Origin of the sequence: Corallococcus llansteffanensis (assembly GCF_003612055.1) — a bacterium.
In the GTDB taxonomy this organism is placed as follows: domain Bacteria; phylum Myxococcota; class Myxococcia; order Myxococcales; family Myxococcaceae; genus Corallococcus; species Corallococcus llansteffanensis.
Genome location: NZ_RAWB01000165.1, coordinates 1 through 17,112 on the forward strand (window position 1 = coordinate 1; position 17,112 = coordinate 17,112).

General features: G+C 70.5%; 9 protein-coding genes. 4 read left to right on the forward strand and 5 right to left on the reverse strand.

Annotated features, from left to right (window positions below; genetic code table 11):
• Together D7V93_RS17355 and D7V93_RS17360 are read left to right on the forward strand one after the other, a co-directional pair.
• Positions 1–1,172, forward strand: a 1,172-nt coding sequence (locus D7V93_RS17355; RefSeq protein WP_147451208.1) for a metal-dependent hydrolase family protein, incomplete at its 5' end; no start/stop codon positions are given.
• 61 nt (positions 1,173–1,233) lie between these two features.
• On the forward strand, positions 1,234–2,004 hold the full coding sequence (locus D7V93_RS17360; protein WP_147451209.1) for a hypothetical protein: 771 nt from the start codon (positions 1,234–1,236) through the stop codon (positions 2,002–2,004).
• 24 nt (positions 2,005–2,028) lie between these two features.
• Here D7V93_RS17360 and D7V93_RS17365 read toward each other — a convergent pair whose 3' ends face one another.
• The 5 genes from D7V93_RS17365 to D7V93_RS17385 all read right to left on the reverse strand — a co-directional run bounded on the left by D7V93_RS17365 (position 2,029) and on the right by D7V93_RS17385 (position 14,173).
• The gene (locus tag D7V93_RS17365; protein WP_120644468.1) at positions 2,029–3,771 is read right to left on the reverse strand and encodes an acyl-CoA dehydrogenase family protein; all 1,743 of its coding nucleotides are present in this window, start codon (positions 3,769–3,771) and stop codon (positions 2,029–2,031) included.
• The gene (locus D7V93_RS17370) at positions 3,768–4,463 is read right to left on the reverse strand and encodes a thioesterase II family protein (protein ID WP_158623766.1); all 696 of its coding nucleotides are present in this window, start codon (positions 4,461–4,463) and stop codon (positions 3,768–3,770) included. The genes D7V93_RS17365 and D7V93_RS17370 overlap by 4 nt, the downstream gene beginning before the upstream one ends.
• A 56-nt stretch (positions 4,464–4,519) precedes the next feature.
• Complete coding sequence (locus tag D7V93_RS17375) at positions 4,520–7,657, reverse strand: type I polyketide synthase (RefSeq protein ID WP_120644470.1); 3,138 nt, start codon at positions 7,655–7,657, stop codon at positions 4,520–4,522.
• Entirely contained in the window at positions 7,654–12,732 is a 5,079-nt protein-coding gene (locus D7V93_RS17380; protein WP_158623767.1) for a non-ribosomal peptide synthetase, read from the reverse strand. Before D7V93_RS17380 ends, D7V93_RS17375 begins: the two co-directional genes overlap by 4 nt.
• 130 nt (positions 12,733–12,862) lie before the next feature.
• Complete coding sequence (locus tag D7V93_RS17385; protein ID WP_120644472.1) at positions 12,863–14,173, reverse strand: GAF domain-containing sensor histidine kinase; 1,311 nt, start codon at positions 14,171–14,173, stop codon at positions 12,863–12,865.
• Between the two features lie 242 nt (positions 14,174–14,415).
• Here D7V93_RS17385 and D7V93_RS17390 point away from each other — a divergent pair, with 242 nt between their 5' ends.
• Entirely contained in the window at positions 14,416–16,290 is a 1,875-nt protein-coding gene (locus tag D7V93_RS17390) for an Ig-like domain-containing protein (RefSeq protein WP_158623768.1), read from the forward strand.
• 121 nt (positions 16,291–16,411) lie between these two features.
• Positions 16,412–17,011 (forward strand): TetR/AcrR family transcriptional regulator, encoded by a 600-nt coding sequence (locus tag D7V93_RS17395; RefSeq protein ID WP_120644473.1) that lies wholly within the window; start codon positions 16,412–16,414, stop codon positions 17,009–17,011.
• Positions 17,012–17,112 lie beyond the last annotated feature (101 nt).

Genomic DNA, 17,112 nt, shown 5'->3' on the forward strand with positions numbered 1-17,112 from the left:
GGAAGGTGGTGGGCGTGGGCCCGAAGGCCCCGGTGCCGGCAGGGGCCACGGTGGTGGAGCTGGGGGACGCCACGCTGCTGCCGGGCTTCATGGACGCACACACGCACCTGACCGTGCAGCCCGGGCCGGACTGGCGCAAGGACATCATCGACAGCTTCCAGCGCACCATCCCCGAACAGACGCTCGACACGCTGCCCTGGGCCCGCGTCACGCTGATGGCGGGCTTCACCACGGTGCGGAACCTGGGCGCCGAGGACTTCATCGACGTGGGCCTGCGCAATGCCATCGCGCGCGGCATCGTGGTGGGACCGCGCATCCTCGCGGCGGCATCCAGCCTCAGCTCCACGGGTGGGCACTGTGATTACGGCAACTCGTGGCGCAAGGGGCTGATGGCCCACGACGCCAGCCCCGGCGTGGCGGATGGCCCGGATGCGCTGCGCGCCCGAGTGCGCGAAACCCTCAAGTACGGTGCCGACGTCATCAAGGTCTGCGCCACGGGCGGCGTGATGAGCTTCAACGCGGAGCCCGACGCGCCGCAGTTCACCCAGGCGGAGCTGGACGCGGTGGTGGACGAGGCCCACGCGCACCGTCGCAAGGTGGCCGCGCATGCCCACGGCGCGGAAGGGGCGAAGCGCGCCATCCGCGCGGGCGTGGACTCCGTCGAGCACGGCACCCTCCTGGATGACGAGGCCCTGGCGCTGATGAAGCGCAAGGGCACCTGGTACGTGCCCACGGTCCTCGCCTTCTTCGGCGCGAAGGAGCTGGCGGACCAGGGCAACCTGCCGCCGGACACCGTCCTCAAGCTCCGCACGGTGGACCAGCGGCGCGAGCAGGTGCTGCGCAAGGCGATTGCCCTCGGGGTGCGCATCGCCCTGGGCACCGACTCGGGCGTGTTCGCCCACGGGCGCAACGCGGAGGAGTTCGCGCTGCTGGTGCAGGCCGGCCTGCCGCCCGCCGAGGCGCTGCGCGCTGGCACGGTGAACGCGGCGGAGCTGCTCGGTGTGTCGGACCGGCTGGGGACGCTGGAGCCAGGCAAGCTGGCGGACGTCGTCGCCGTGCCCGGCAACCCCCTGCAGGACATCCGCGCGACCCAGAAGGTCTTCTTCGTGATGAAGGAAGGTGTCATCCACCGGAACGACGCGGCGCCTGCCTGCCCCGCCGCGGTGCCGTGAGCCTCAAGGGGTGTATCCTGAGCGCATCCTGATTCTCTTGTTCTTGCCCGGGGGGGCCGCGATGGACAAAGACAAATTGCAGGAGCACATCCTCAGCACCTACCTGAACCTGCGCTTCTTCATCGCTGCCGCCGCCGTGCTGATCCCCCTGGTGGTGTATGGCGTGGGGAGGCTGCATGGCATCGGGTTGCAGGATTCGATCAGCGCGTACTACTGGGCGCAGCCTCCGGATGAAATGTATCCTCCAGCCCGGGCCTGGTTCGTCGGTGGATTGCTCGGGGTGGGGGCGCTCCTCTACTTGTACAAGGGTTTCAGCTTCGCGGAGAACGCGGCCTTGAACCTCGCCGCGGTGCTTGCCGTCGGTGTCGCGGTCTTCCCCATGCAGTGGAATTGCCAGGAGGATTGCGGCAGGTTCTCCCTGCACGGCTTCTGCGCGGTCGCGATGTTCGCGTGCCTGGCGTATGTGATGTGGTTCCGTTCCCTGGACACCTTGCCGCATCTGGCGGATGACCAGCGCCGGGCCTGGTACCGCAAGACGTATGAGCTGACTTCCATCGTGATGCTCGTCTCGCCCCTCACGGCGTTCCTGCTGAACGCCTTCTGGGGGACTTCAACGACCTACGTCTTCTTCATTGAAACGGCAGGCATCCTGGCCTTCGCGGCGTACTGGGTGGTGAAGAGCCTGGAGTTGAAGCAGTCCGGCGTCGTGCGCAGGGTGCTGAGTGGCCAGGCCCGGATCGCGGAATACACGCCCCTCGCACGGGTGGCGAAAGACGCTCCTCCCGAAGCCCCCATCCCTCCCGAGGTCCAGCTACCTCCTTCCACGCCCTGACCCGTCAGCTCACCGCATCAGGCCTCACGGGCGGGTGAGCACGTCGCACAGCAGGAAATCGAGCTCGCTCCCGGACAGCCAGCGAGCGCTCACCCCCGCGAAGTCTGGCTCTGCTTCCGCATCGAGCTGCCGCCACAGGTCCTCCAGGCGGTAGCTCGCGGCGGTGCAGTAGACGTCCGCCAGGTCGCCTGCGTGGGGCTGCCCTCGCGCCGCCAGGGCCGCGGCGTGGGCCAGCGTGACGGATTGGGTGAACAGCTCGTTGCAGACCTGGTTCAACAGGATGAGCGTCCGCTGGCGCGCGTAGAGCACGCCCGCGTCCGGGTAGCGGCGCGACAACTCCTGGCACTTCCGCGCGAGCCGGTGCACCTCCCGCGCGGTGTGCTGGAGGTGCTCGCGGTTGCGGGCCGACAGGTGCTCCTCCACCGGCAGCGGCGCGGGGGGAGACTCCAGCTCCGCGGCCTGCGCGGGCGACGGGTAGTAGAGGGAGAAGAGCCCCTCCCGCGCGGCCTTGTGGTCCACGAGGAAGTCCACGCCGCCTGCCACGCGGAAGGCCCGGGCGTCGCGCAGGACGCGCTCCAGCGGCACCGGCACCGCGCCCCGGGCCGCCTTGCTCGCGGCCGTCTCGTAGCCTTCGGCGGCGAGCAGCGACAGGGTCCGGTCCGCGATGCGCGCGCACGCGAGGGAGGCGATGTTCTTGGCCGCCACCTGTTCGAACCAGCGCACGGGCAGGGTGTCCACCGTCACGCCGGTGAGGCTCCACCGGGCCACGCTCTCCAGGGCGAAGACCTCGGCGGCGGTGGCGGAGACCTGCCGCTGGATCTCCTCGAAGTCGCCGAGCACGCGCCCCTGGGCGAGCCGCCGGTGGAGGAAGTCGCGCGACCACAGGAGGCACTGCTTGGAGAGCGCCAGGGACGCCGCCACGATGATGTACATGCGGCCCAGGGCGCTGAGCGGCTCCAGCAGCGGCGTGTTGCGCCAGTGCTCCTGCGCCATCGCCAGCATGCGCTCCTTCGGCACCCGCACGTTGTCGAAGCTCAGCGCGGCGATGGGCAGCCCGCGCAGGCCCATCAGTCCGTGCTCGGCGCGGACGCGGAAGCCCGGGCTCGTCGTCTCCACGAAGAAGAGGCTGATCTGCTCCCTGCCATCCTCGCAGAGCGTCGCGGTGACGTTCAGGAGGTCCGCGATGGAGCCGTTCCCGATGTAGACCTTCTCCCCGTTCAGGACGTAGGCCGTCCCATCCGCCGTGGGCGTGGCGGTGGTGGACGCGCGCCGCGCGGAGGCACCGGTGGGCTCGGTGTCGGCCCAGCCGGAGATGGCCCCGTCAGCGACGCGGCCGCGGACGTAGTCCTTGAGTGGACCGGCCTGGACCGCCTCGATGATGGCGCCCGCGCCCAGGCCGCTGTGGATGGCCAGTGTGTAGCCCACCGGGAGGCACCGGCTCATCACCGCCTCGATGACGCGGAAGGTGTTCAGCAGGGAGAGCCCCCGTCCGCCCAGCTCCCGCTCCACCGGCAGCTTGTAGTAGCCCCGCGAGCGCAGGGCTTCAATGAGCTCCGGTGAGAGCCGCCCCGCGCGCTCCACCTCGTCCGCGTCGACGTGCTCCTTCAGGAACCGCTCGACCTCGGCGACGACGGCGTCTCCCGCCTGGCGCTCCTCCGGGTCCTGCTCGGGGAACGCGCGGACGAGGTCCCAGCGGAGCTTCCCCGCGAAGAGCTGGCCCAGGAAGCCCTCGCGGGCGCGGGTGGCGGGATGCAGGGGCTGGCTCATGGCTTCAGGTCCCTTCTGGAAATGGTGTGGGCGAGGAGGCTGTGGAGCGGGGCCTTCTGCTCCCGCAGGTAGAAGTGGCCGCCGGGCAGCAGGTGGAGGTCGAAGGGGCCGGTGGTGTGGACGCGCCACGGCTCCAGCTCCTCGCGTGTCAGGTCGTCCCGCGTGCCGCCCGTGACGGTCATCGGGCAGGCCAGGGGCGCGTGGGGCTCGTGGCGGTAGGACTCCACGAGCGTGAGGTCCGCGCGCAGGCCCGGCAGGAGGAGCTCGCGCAGCTCCGCGTCTTCGCGCAGCTCCACGGCCAGCTCGCCGTAGCTGGGTTCAAGCGCGGTGATCAACCCGTCGTCGTCCAGGTGGCTCGCGGGGATGCCGCGCGGAGGGAGCTGCGGAGCGGGAGCGGCGGAGAGGAACAGCCTGTCCGGAGGCGGCCGGCCCAGGTCGCGCAGTCGCCGGGCCGTCTCGAAGGCCACGAGCGCCCCCAGGCTGTGTCCGAAGAACGCGAAGGACGTGCCGAAGTCGACCTCGGCCACCAGGGTGTCCACCAGCTCGCGCATCCGGGTGAACGGTGTCTCCTCCGCGCGCGCGCCACGGCCGGGAAGCTGCACACCCCACACTTCGATGTCCGGGAGCGCGTCCGCCCAGCGCACATACTCGCCCACGGAGCCGCCGCTGTGGGGGAAGCAGAAGAGGCGCACGGTGGCCTCCGGACGCCGTAGGCGGCAGGCAAGCCAGGGAGTCGGCAGGGGCATGTTCATGTCGAGGAAGAGCCTGGTGGAAGGCTGTCGGCGGACGACGTCTGGGACAACGCATCCCTGGCCGACGACGCCTCGGAGGGCGTCGCATCGGACGAAGTCGCCTCCGCGGACAACGCATCCCCAGCGGACGACGCCCGCGAGGACGCAGCATCGGCTGACAATGTCTCCGCGATGAAGCGGGCCAGACGGGTCACGGTGGGGGCTCGGAAGAGAGTCTTTACCCGCAGGGGCGTGGCGACGTGCGGGCGCAGCCGCGCGATGAGCTGTGCTGCCATCAGCGAGTCGCCTCCCAGCTCGAAGAAGTTCTCGTGGAGGCCGACCCGGGGCAGCCCCAGGACCTCCGCGAAGGCCGTGGCGATGCGGCGCACCGTCAGGTCCTCGGGCAGCTCTGGCTCGACGGCTGGGGACCCGGGGGGCGTGTCGCCGGGTGGCTGCGCCTCGCTTGTCTTTGCAATCACGGGAGCGGGCGCGTCCGGCGCTTCCACCAGATAGCGCTGACGCTCGAAGGGGTACGTCGGCAGGGGCACCCGTCGCCGCTTCGCGCCCCCATGCAATCCCTGCCAGGAGAGCGGCACGCCCGCGGCCCACAGACGTCCAGCCGCGGTGAGCGCGGTGATCAGGTCGGACGTGGTGTCCGCGGGGTGGGGGAGGGTGGCCACCGTGAGGTGCGTGCCCGCTTCGGGGTGCTGGCGCGCCAGCGTCGCCAGGGTCCGTCCAGGGCCCACCTCCACGAAGACACTGGCCGGGCCCGCGAGCAACGTCCCCAGCGCATCGCCGAAGCGCACGGTGTGCCGCAGGTGCGCGGCCCAGTACGCCGGGTCCACGGCCTGCTCCGCGGTGACGACGGCGCCGGTGAGGTCGGAGATCCATGGCAGCCGAGGAGGCCGCCGCTCGACGCGCTGGACGCAGGCGGTGAACGCGGCCAGCGACGGCTCGACGAGCGGCGAGTGCCCGGCGCCCGGGATGCGCAGCAGGCGCGACTCCACGCCGCGCGCCGTCAGCCGGGTCTGGAGTCCTTCGACCTCCACCACCGGGCCGGACACCGTGCACTGCGCGGGCCCGTTCACGGCCGCGAGGGAGAGCCCGTCGTGAAGCAGGAGCAACGGCAGGAGCTCGGACTCGGGCAGCGGCACGGCCAGCATGGCGCCCGCGGGCAGGCTCGCGAGGATGCGGGAGCGCTCCAGGACCAGGTGCAGGGCGTCCGCGAGGGAGAACACACCGGCCACCGTGGCCGCGGCATAGGCCCCCAGGCTGTGGCCCACCACCGCGGCGGGCTTCACGCCCCAGCGCTTCCACAGCCGCGCCACCGCGTACTCGATGACGAACACGGAGAGCTGGCCGGTGATGAACTCCCCCATCCGCGTGGAGGCCTGTTCAAACGCGGCGGCATCCGACGGCTCGGGATGGAGCACCGTCCGGAGGTCGAACCCCAGGACGGGCGTGAGGTGCGCGCGGCATTCGTCCACGGCCTCGCGGAAGGCAGGCTGCGTGGCATACAGCTCCCGGCCCATGCCCACGTGCTGGCCACCGTGGCCGGGGAACATGAACACCACCGGGCGTTCCCCAGGCTCCAACCGCGCATCGCCTTCCTGCTCCGCCAGTGCACGCAGGACCTCGGGGACATCCTCGCCCACGGCGAACGCACGGTGCGCGTGCGCGGGGCGCCCCACCTGGAGCGTCCAGGCGACATCGCCCAGGGGCACCTCCGGGTGCGCGCGCAGGTGACCCCCGAGCCGGTCCACGGCCCGGGTCAGCGCCGCGGGGCCGTGGGCCGATAGCACCAGGAGCTGCGGGGTGCGCGAGCGCTCGGGGGCGGGAAGCGCGGGAGTCTCCTCCAGCACGGCGTGGGCATTGGTCCCGCCGATGCCCAGCGAGCTGACGCCGGCCCGGCGGGGAAGGCCGCCCGTGTCCCAATCCCGCAGCTGTGTATTCACGCGGAACGGGCTGTGCTCGAAGTCGATCTCCGGATTGGGCTGCTCGAAGTTCAGGCTTGGCGGAAGCTGCCGGTGCTCCAGCGCGAGGACGGTCTTGATGAAGCCCGCCACCCCCGCCGCCGCGTCCGTGTGGCCGATGTTTGTCTTCACCGAGCCCAGCCAGCAGAAGTGCCGCGCGTCGGTGCCGAACGCCTTCGTCAGCGCGGCGAGCTCGATGGGGTCTCCCAGCCGCGTGCCCGTGCCGTGCGCCTCGATGGAGGTGATGCTCTCGGGCTCCACCCCGGCGACGCGCAGGGCCGTCTCGATGACGCTGGCCTGTCCCTCCACGCTGGGCGCGGTAAAGCCAATCTTCCCAGCGGCGTCGTTGTTGATGGCGGAGCCCCGGAGGACGGCGCGAATCGTGTCCCCGTCCGACAGCGCATCCGCGAACCGCTTGAGCACCACGAGCCCCACGCCATTGCTGCCCACGGTGCCCTGCGCGCGCGCGTCGAACGCCCGGCAGCGACCGTCCGGGGACAGCGGCCCTCCCTCGCTGTAGTGGCCGAACCGGGGCGGCGCATGCACCGACGCGCCGCCGGCCAGGGCGATGTCGCAGTCCCCCGCGAGCAGTGCCTGGGCGGCCAGATGGATAGCGACCAGGGACGTGGAGCAGGCCGTCTGCACGGTGACGGCGGGGCCGCGCAGCCCCAGCTTGTAGGCCACCCGACTGGTGAGGAAGTCCATGCCCGTGGCCAGCCGGAGCTGCCAATCGCTGGCACCCGCGAGCAGCTCCCTCCGGGCGCGGAGCGTGGACAGATAGGACGTCTCGCTTCCTCCGGCGTAGAGCCCGATGGCGCCGCGATAGCGCGCGGGATCATACCCAGCGTCCTCCAGCGCCTCGCGTGCGCACTCCAGGAACACGCGCTGCTGCGGATCCAATATCAACGCTTCCAGGGGCGAGCAGCCGAAGGCCGCCGCGTCGAACCTGTCGGCGTCCGCCATCAGGCCAAAGGCAGGCACCTCCTCGCCCACGGCGCTCTCTCCCCTCGGCTGCCCGGAGGGGCGTCCGTCCGGGCCGAAGAAGGTGATGGACTCGACGCCGCCAGTCAGGTTGGCCCAGAACTCCGCGGCGTTGGCGGCCCCGGGAAAACGGCACGCCAGTCCCACGACCGCGATGTGCGCGGAGCGGTCCTCCGCGTCCAGCTCCAGCGGGGCACTCATTCCACGTCCTCCCCGTGGCCGTCCGACGCGAGCCGTCCCCTACGGCCCAGCAGGCGCGCACGTCCGCTCTGTCGCTGCTCCTGTCGCTGCTCCTGGGCGGCGGCGGCCTCACCGCCATCGTCCTGCCCCTGGAGATGTCCGGCGAGTGTCCGGACGGTGGGGAACTCGAACAGCTTCACCATGGGCACCTCGTGGCCCAGGCGGCCCTTCAACAGGTGCTGCACCTGCGCCAGCAGCAGCGAGTGGCCGCCGAGGTCGAAGAAGTTGTCCTCGGCGCCCACGCGCTCCAGGCGCAGCGTCTCGCACCAGAGGGCGGCGACCTGTCGCTCCAGTTCGTTCGCGAGCGGGGCCTGGGGCGCTGCCGTCACGGTGGGAGGCTCGGGCAGTGCGCGCTCATCCACCTTGCCGCCGTGGGTGAGCGGCAGCGCCGCCAGCTCCACGTAGGCGGAGGGAATCATGTACGCCGGCAGCTCGCGGGAGAGGTGCTCGCGCAGCCGCGCGGGGGACGGCATCGTCTGACCCGCTTGGGGGACGAGGTAGCCCACCAGCCGCGGCTCTCCGCCCGGCGCGCTCCAGGCCCGGACGTGGGCCCCGGTGAGTCCCGGACACGTGCGCAGCGCCGCGGAGACCTCCGCCGGTTCCACCCGGAAGCCGCGAAGCTTGAACTGCGCGTCCATGCGCCCCAGGAACTCGAGCGCCCCGTCCGGCCGGGAGCGGACGCGGTCTCCCGTGCGGTACAGGCGCGCGCCAGGGCGCGAGGAGAACGGATCCGGAATGAAGCTCGCTGCGGTGAGGTCCGGGCGGTTCAGGTAGCCCCGCGCCACCCCGGCACCGCCGACGTACAGCGCTCCCGCGACCCCGGTGGGCACGGGCTGCAGCTCCGCATCCAGCACGTAGGCCGTGGCACCGTCGATGGGCTGGCCGATGGCGGGCAGCGCCGCTTCCAGGCCCGCGGGGAGCACCTCGCCGGAGGTGGCCGTCACGGTGGTCTCCGTGGGGCCGTACTGGTTGAACAGCCGCCAGGGCAGCCCGGGCACCGGACGCGCGACGAGCCGGTCTCCGCCCGCGAGCACCGTACGCAGCGCGCACGACCCGGGCCAGGGAAGGGCCAGCAGCCGCTCGGCGAGCGCGGTGGGCAGGTCCGTGAAGGTGATCCGTTCGGAGAGGAGCCACGCCTGGAGTCGCTCCGGGGACAGGCGCACGTCCTGTCCGGGGACATGCAGCGTCGCGCCGGCCGTCAGCGCGGGCCAGAGTTCGGCGGCGGACGGGTCGAAGGCGGGAGAGTAGAGGAGCGTGGTGCGGCCGTTCGCGTCCAGGCCGAAGGCGCGCCGGTGCCACCCGACGAGGTGGGTGAGCGAGCCGTGCTCCACCATCACCCCCTTGGGCCGCCCGGTGGAGCCAGAGGTGTACATGACATAGGCGAGCTGGCCGGGCTGCGCGCTGTTGGGGAGGTCGCCGCGCGGCGTGCCGGGGCCGCGGAAGTCCTCGACGCACACCCGCTCCAGCGTGGCGGGGAGCCGCTCGCGGAGCGCGCCGGTGGTGACCACCGTGCGGGCGCCGCCATCGGCGAGGAGGAGCGCGAGCCGCTCGGAGGGATGCTCCGGATCCAGCGGCAGGAACGCGGCTCCGGACAGCATCACGCCCAGTTCGGCCGTCACCAGGTCGGCGCTGCGGGGCGCGCACACGCCGACAACCGACCCCCCCTCCACGCCCTGCTGACGGAGGTATTCGGCCAGCAGCGTCGCACGTCGGATCAGCTCCGCGTAGGTGAGGGCTCCGACCTCGTCGCGCACGGCCACCGCGTCGGGCGTCCGCGCGGCCTGCTCCAGCACCTGCTGATGCACCGGAGGCTCGAAGCCAGACCCGGCGGAGGGATTCCGCCCCACCAGGAGCGCCACGCGCTCGGCGTCGGCGAGCATCGGAAGGCGCGCCACCGGGGTGTCGGGGCTTGCCACCGCGACTTCGAGCAGCCGCAGGAAGTGCGTGGACATCCGCTCCATCGTCGCGCGGTCGAAGAGGTCCCGGTTGTATTCCCAGATGAGCGAGATGCGGGCATCCCCACGCGCCTTGTCCCCCAGGTGCCGTCCGGCATGGGGAATGGCGACGACGTCCAGGTCCACCTTCGAGGAGCCGTTGCCCCGCTCGAAGATGGTGCACGCGGCGCCGCCCAGCCGGGGACTGATCACCGCCGAGTCGTGGAAGCTGAACATGGCCTGGACGAGCGGGTTCCGACTGGGGTCGCGCTTCACGCCCAGGGCTTCGACCAGCTTGAGGAACGGATAGGTCTGGTGCTCCGCCGCCGCGGCGGTGACGTCACGCACCTGGCGGACCAGGTCCCGGAACGACGGCGCGCCGGAGACGTCACACCGCAGGACGACGGCGTTGACGAACATGCCGATGACGTTCTCGATGTTCCGGATGCCGGCCCTGGCGGCGAAGGCCGAGCCGATGCACAGGTCCTGCTCCCCGGTGTAGCGGTGCAGCAGTGTGGCGAAGGCGGCGAAGAGGGCATTGAAGAGGGTGACGCCCTCCCGCTGGCAGAAGGCGCGCAAGGCTCCAGGCAGGGCCGGGGGCAATTCCAGCCGGAGCAGGTCGCCGTGGGAGCTCTGCACGCGTGGCCGGGGGCGGTCGGTGCTCAATGGCAACACCTCGGGCGCGCCGGCCAGTCGCTCGCGCCAGAAGGCGAGCTGGGCCCTCATGGCCGGGGAGTCGAGCGCCGTGCGCTGCCACACGGCGAAGTCCCGGTACTGCACCGCCGGCTCCGGCAGCGGCGAGGCCTCACCCCGCAGGTAGGCGTTGTAGAGCGCGTCCAGCTCCCGCATCAGCACGGAGAAGGACACCCCGTCGTGGACGACGTGGTGCTCGACGAGGACCAGCTCATGCTCGTCCGGAGCCAGGCGGAGGGCGCTCCAGCGGACCAGCGGTGGCGCGAAGAGGGAGAGGGGCCGCCGCAGCTCCTCGCGGATGGCCTCCTCCCGCTGGCGCTCCTGCTCGTCCCCGGGCAGCCCGCTCAGGTCGAGCAGGGGCACACGCACCGGCGTCACCGGCAGGACGCGCTGCCATGGCCGACCGTCGACCTCCTCGTAGACCGTCCGCAGCAATTCGTGGCGCCGGGTGATCTCCGTCAAGGCGCGCTCGAGCACCGGCAGGTCCAGCCCGCCCAGCACGCGAAGCGTCGTCTGCGCCTGGTAGGAGATGCTGTCGGGGGACAGCTTCTGGAGGAACCAGACCTGCTCCTGCTGCACGGAGAGCGGCGCCCGTTCGACGCCGATGGCGCCGACCACCGGCGGCAGCACGTCCTTCGCGGGAGTGGCCCGCCGCGACTCCAGCAGCTCCGCGAGCGAGTCGATGCGAGGGTGCGCGAAGAGCTCCCGCAGCGACACGGGGAGGCGCAGTGCGTCCTCGATGCGCGTGGTGATCTGCGTGGCGAGCAGGGAGTGGCCCCCCAGCTCGAAGAAGTCGTCCTGAATGCCCACCTGCTCCAGACGCAGCTCCTCCTGCCACACCCGCGCGAGCGTGCGCTCCAGCTCCGTGCGGGGCGCGATGTACGCACGGCTCCGGGGCGCATGGACGGCGGGAGCGGGGAGCGCGCCGGAATCCACCTTGCCAGTAGGGCCGAGCGGAAGCGCGTCCATCACCACGAACGTCCGGGGCATCATGGCCTCGGGAAGCCAGGCCCGGAGGTGCTCGCGCAGCTGCTCCGTCCCGGGGACGGCGCGCGCGTCCCGGGGCGCGAAGTACGCCACGAAGGAGACACCCTCGGCGGGCTCCAGCGCGCCGGTGCTCCGCGCCATGACGTGCGCGGCCCCCACGTGCGGATGGGTGAGCAGCGCGGCGGTGATCTCCGCGGGCTCGACGCGGATGCCGCGGACCTTCACCTGCGAGTCAATGCGGCCGAGGAACTCGAGCGAGCCCTCCGGTGACGCGCGGCCGAGGTCCCCCGTGCGGTACAGGCGCTCGCCGCCCGTGCGCGAGAAGGGGTGGGGGATGAAGCGCGAAGCGGTGAGGTCCGGCGCGCCCACGTACCCGCGAGCCAGTCCCGGACCTCCGATGAAGATCTCCCCCGTCTCCCCAGCGCCCACGGGCCGCAGGTCCGCGTCGAGCAGGTGGACCTCCACTCCGCTGATGGGACGACCGATGGACGGCAGGCGCGCTTCGCCGCCGGGAGGAACGACGTCCGAGGTGCAGTAGATGGTGCACTCCGCGGGGCCATAGCCATTCACGAGCTGGAAGGGCAGCCCGGGCCTGGGGCGCAGGTGCAGCCGGTCTCCACCGGTGAGCAGCAGGCGCAGGGCGCACGTCTCGGGCCAGGGAAGCGGAAGTACGCGCTCGGCGAGCGGAGTGGGGAGGAAGACGAAGGTGATGCCCCGGGCCAGCAGCCACTCCTGGGACTTCCGGGGCGACAGGCGCATCTCCTCGTCCACCGGCAGCTCCAGCCGCGCGCCCGCTGCCAGAGAGGGCAGCAGCGACATGACGAATGCATCGAAGCCCAGCGAGGCCATCACCCCCACGCGGTCCGTCGCCGACAGCGCGAACGTTTCGCAGTGGTGCGCCGTGAAGGCCGACAGGGCGCGATGGCTGATCATCACGCCCTTGGGCAGGCCCGTGGAGCCCGAGGTGTGGATGACATAGGCGAGATGGTCCGGCAGGACGTCGAGGCTCGGATTCTCGTCCGGGAACGACGCGAGCTCCGGTGCCGAGGGCGCGAGGACCGGGATGCCGTCCAACGCGAGCCGCTCCACGGCGGGCCCCGTGCCAATGACAGCCTTCACCCCCGCGGAAGTCGCCATGTATCGCAGGCGCTCGGGTGGGGAGGAGGGATCCAGCGGGACCCAGGCCGCACCCGCCTTGAGTACGCCCAGGACGGCCACCACCAGCCCCAGGCTTCGCGGGAGGCAGATTCCGATGAGGGAGTCCGGCCCCGCCCTCCGCGCGAGCAGCGCGTGCGCGAACTGGTTGGCCTGCGCGTTCAGCGCGGCCCGGGTGAGGGACTCGTCCCCGTGGCCTACCGCGACATGGGAGGGAAGCTCGGTCGCGCGTCGCTCGACGAGCTGGTGGACGAGGGGGGGCAGCAAGGGGCCTCCGGCCGGCGCTGGGGACACGCCGGGTGCGGGAGTGCCCGCACAGGCGGGTTGGCGCTGTCAGTCCAGAGGCTTTACCAGCAGCCGCCAGGAAGCCCAAGCCCCCGGCCCCCTCGGGGAAAGCTCAGCTGCGCAGGCGCGAGGGCTCGTTCGTGTTGACGCGTTCCGGCTCCGAGAGGGCCGAGAACAGCTCCGGCGAAGCCGCGTTGAGCGGCAGCGTGATCGTGAAGCAGGTCCCGTCCTGGGCGGAGCTCGTCACGGTCGCCGTCCCACCGTGCGCCTCGGCGAAGCCTCTCACCAGGGGCAGGCCGAGTCCCCAGCCCTTCTGCGCGCTCTCCATCGCGGACCGCGAGCGGTGGAAGGGCTCGAAGATGGTCAGCAGGTCGCTCTCGGCGATGGGGGTGCCCTGGTTCCTCACCTGGAGCGTCACACGACCACCGCTTCGGCTGAGCAGGACTTCAATCGGGGTGCCCGGCGCGCCGTACTTCGCCGCGTTCGAGGCCAGGTTCTCCACGATGCGGCGCAGCCCGATCGGATCCGCCACCATGTTGAACGCGCCCTCGGCCTTCAACACGAAGCGATCCGTGAAGACCGCCGAGAGCTCCTCCAGCGTCTGGACGGTGATCTCGTGGAAGTCGCATTCGCTCACAGTCAGGGTCACGCGCTTGCCAGCCTTGATCTGGCTCGCGTCCAGCAGGTTCTGGATCATGCGCTCCGCGCGGTCCAGGCTCGCGGTCACCCGCGCCACCGACGCCTGGACCGTCGGAATGTCCGCGTGGCGTCTTGCCAGAAGCTGCACGCCCAGCTTCGACGCCGTCAGGGGCGTGCGCAGATCATGGGTCAGCGCCGCGACGAACGTATCCCGGAGGTTCTGCTCGGCCTTCAGCTTCTGGATCTGATTGCGGAGGTTGATCTCCGTCATGATGGACGCCGTCAGCTCCCGCATGACCGTGATCTCATGCGCCGTCCATTCGCGCACCCGGGGCTCGATGCAGCAGAAGGTCCCCAGCACGTGTCCCTCCGGGTTGATCAACGGGAGCACGATGATGGCGACGATGCCCCAGGGCCCGGTGGAGGGATGGAACTTCAGGAAGGGGTCGGCCGGGGCGTTCGAGGAGATGATGGGCTCCCCCTCGAGCGTGTAGCGACACAGCGAAGCGTCGATCGGCAGCTCCCGGGTCTCCTTGAAGGGCGACGGCAGGCCGAAGTCCGCCTTGAAGAACTGCTTGTCCGCATCCACCAGCGACACGATGGTCAACGGGACATGGAGGATGTCGGCGGCCAGGCGGGCGAGGCGATCGAAGGCCTCCTCCCGGGGCGTGTCCATCAGCCCGGTGTCCCGGATCGCCTGCAGCCGGTTGGGGTCGGTGAGGCGACGGTTGCACCGCTGCGTCCGCCCAAGATCTGCTTCAGCCAACTCGCCGAGAAACTTCATGGGTTGATTCTAGCCCGGGGGGCCCGCGGGCGGACACCCAGAATCCAGGGGCCAACCCCTTCGCTCGCTGACCAAGCGTTGGCGGGTGAGCACCTCGCCTCCGTCCCTGGCCGGACCCGGGAACGCGAGGGTGAAGCAGGCTCGGATTGGAAAGGCCGAGAAGAAGGAAAAACATTGGTGCGTCACTGTGTGAGGCATTCAACGGAAGGGTGCTACGAGAGCGAATGACAAAAAGATTCCTGATGGCTGTCGTGACGATGGGGAGCGCGCTGTTGACAGGATGTGATGGCGTGGTGGAGCCGCAGCTCGAACGCGAACCCGCTCCAGGGGGCCGCGCGTCCGTCGCCTCCACCCACCAGGCGCTCCTCTCTCCGGAGCTCGAGGCGTCACTCGCGTGCGTGCAGGGATATGCCGAAGCGGGCACCTGCGATTGGGCGCATTGGAGCGAGCTGTGGGAGACGTGCGAGACCTACGAACACCCGGAGCTCGAAGATGGGCTCTTCCTCGGCGAGGTGCAGGCGGGACGCTGCACGTCCGCCAACTGGACCCCGTTGCGCGAGCAGCTCGTCGCGCCGCGCCCGCCGAGCGTCCGGGTGCGCGTCAATTGTAATGCGACCTCCCAGGTGCTGCAGGAGGCCTGGCTGGATGGCTGCTACGCCGTACCAGGCGCGCAGGCCTCCTATGTCGACGTGCCGATGGGCAAGACCGTGACGCTCCATGCGGGCGCGGACTGCACCGGCGACTCCACCGACATCCACTCCGACACGAATCTCTGCGACACGTCGTTCGATAGTGGCGCGAGCGCGAACGACAAGGTGCGCTCGTTCCGGGTCCAGTCCTTCGCGCAGAGGCCGGTGCCGTACAGCTACGCCTGCGCCGACGACGAGCCGACCTGCGTCAAGAACTTCAACGGCAACCTGAATCAAGTCAACAAGACGCACACGGTCAAGGTCATCCGGGTCGTCATGGACGGTCGTGTCACGCCGTCGATGAGCGAAATCCGGGGCAACATCCGCGAGATGTATGACTTCTTCGACGTGGCGTCGCACCATCAGGTGGGGATGCGTTTCTATCCGGATCAGACCGTGAGGGTGACGGGCCCGAGCTGCGACAAGGCGAAGAGCCAGGCCATCAAGGGCAGCAGCGAGAACGCGTTCCTGAACGTGTTCATGATGCCCAAGGGCTTGTGTGGCGAACCGCACGGCGGTGGGCACCGCGTCACCCTCGTGGGCCGCCTGCAGCGAGATTATGCCCACGAGACAGGGCACGTCCTGGGCCTTGGGCACGGCAACAAGGTCGACGCCAATGGCGTTTTCGACAGCAGCGGCGACCCGAGCACGTTCATGGGAACGCTGCCGTCTGACAACTACAACCTCCCGCAGCTCCACTGGCTGGGGTGGACGCGGAAGCATGACCTCACCAAGGTCAACGCGGCGATTGAAGACGGGGGCTCCACCGACCTCAAGCTCCGACCGGTGGACCGCAACGTCGACAGCGACAGCAGCGTAGCGCTGGGCGCCGTCTATGAAATCCCCGACGTCGGGATGCGGCTGTTCGTCGCCGTGCCGAAGTCACGCACCACGGACGTGAACCAGATCGGTGGCGGCAATGTGTTCGTCTACCGCGCGTCCATGTGCGTTGGCTGCACGGGCATTTCGATGGGCTCGACGGTGGTCGCGCGGTTCGCCGCCAGGCCGGAACAGGCGGTCGAGCCGGTCAAGGGCTACATCGCGAACGACCTCTACCTCAAGCAGGTGGGTGCCGAGAGTCAACCGGTGTCGGTGGACGGGAGCACCGTCGATGTCTTCACCTCCGTCACGTTGCGCATCAAGCGGTCGGTTCCGAAGGTGCTCTCTCCGGCCAACGGCTCGATGACGAGCAACAACCTGCCGACCTACAGCGGTAGGACGGAGCCAGGCCTCACCATCAAGGTCTTGGTGGATGGCGTCCGGGTGGGCATCACCACGGCCACCGACGAGGGCACCTGGAGCTTCACCCAGGTCGCCGCGCTGGCGCAGGGACCTCACACGGTGAGCGCCAAGGCGGAGGATGCAACGGGCAACACCAGCCCGGCCTCCGAACCCCACGCCTTCACCGTGGCCACGTCAGGGAACTGAGCTTCCACGGCGCGCCCTGATTCCACCGCCAGCACCTGCCCCAGGTCCATCGCGAGCGACAAGCCGCGATGGACCTCAAGGGGGAGTTGCGGAAAAAGCACGGCCGTTCTATGAATGGGGCATGCGCAAGGGCGAGCTCACCCATCAGACCATCCTGGAGACCGCGGTGCGGCTCGCCAGCCGGGTGGGGCTGCAGGGGCTGAGCATTGGAGGGCTGGCGGAGGAGCTGGGCCTCTCCAAGAGCGGCCTGTTCGCGCACTTCAAGTCCAAGGCGGAGCTCCAGGTGCAGGTCCTGGAGGCGGCCACCGCTGTCTTCACCGAGCGCGTCATCCGTCCGGCGCTGGGCAAGCCCCGTGGGGAGCCCCGCGTGCGGGCGCTCTTCGACGGCTGGCTGACGTGGGACCGGGACAAGATCCTCGAGGGCGGCTGCATCTTCGTGGCGGCGGCGGCGGAGCTGGACGACGCGCCCGGGCCCGCGCGGGACACGCTGGTGCAGAGCCAGCGGGACTGGCTGGACTGCCTGGCCCAGGCCGCGCGCATCGCGGTGGTGGAGGGCCACTTCCGCAAGGCGCTGGACGTGGAGCAGTTCGCCCATGATCAGTACGCGGTGATGCTGGGCTTCCACCACGCGAAGCGGCTGATGCGGGACCCCCAGGCCGAGGCGCGAGCCCGCCGGGCCTTCGACGCGCTCGTCACCGCCGCGCACCCCCCCACTTCCTGACCTTTTTGTTGCCGTGTCCTTCAAGGAGGACCTCGTCATGGCGGAAAATAGCACGAACGTTCGGATGAAAATGGCGCTGTGGGGTGTGCAGGCGGTGGGGC

Excerpts from the sequence above, each read along its gene's own strand:
- D7V93_RS17385 (WP_120644472.1), bottom strand. The coding sequence starts at position 14,173 with ATGAAGTTTCTCGGCGAGTTGGCTGAAGCAGATCTTGGGCGGACGCAG.
- D7V93_RS17375 (WP_120644470.1), bottom strand. The coding sequence starts at position 7,657 with ATGAGTGCCCCGCTGGAGCTGGACGCGGAGGACCGCTCCGCGCACATC.
- D7V93_RS17390 (WP_158623768.1), top strand. The coding sequence starts at position 14,416 with ATGGCTGTCGTGACGATGGGGAGCGCGCTGTTGACAGGATGTGATGGC.
- D7V93_RS17360 (WP_147451209.1), top strand. The coding sequence starts at position 1,234 with ATGGACAAAGACAAATTGCAGGAGCACATCCTCAGCACCTACCTGAAC.
- D7V93_RS17365 (WP_120644468.1), bottom strand. The coding sequence starts at position 3,771 with ATGAGCCAGCCCCTGCATCCCGCCACCCGCGCCCGCGAGGGCTTCCTG.
- D7V93_RS17395 (WP_120644473.1), top strand. The coding sequence starts at position 16,412 with ATGCGCAAGGGCGAGCTCACCCATCAGACCATCCTGGAGACCGCGGTG.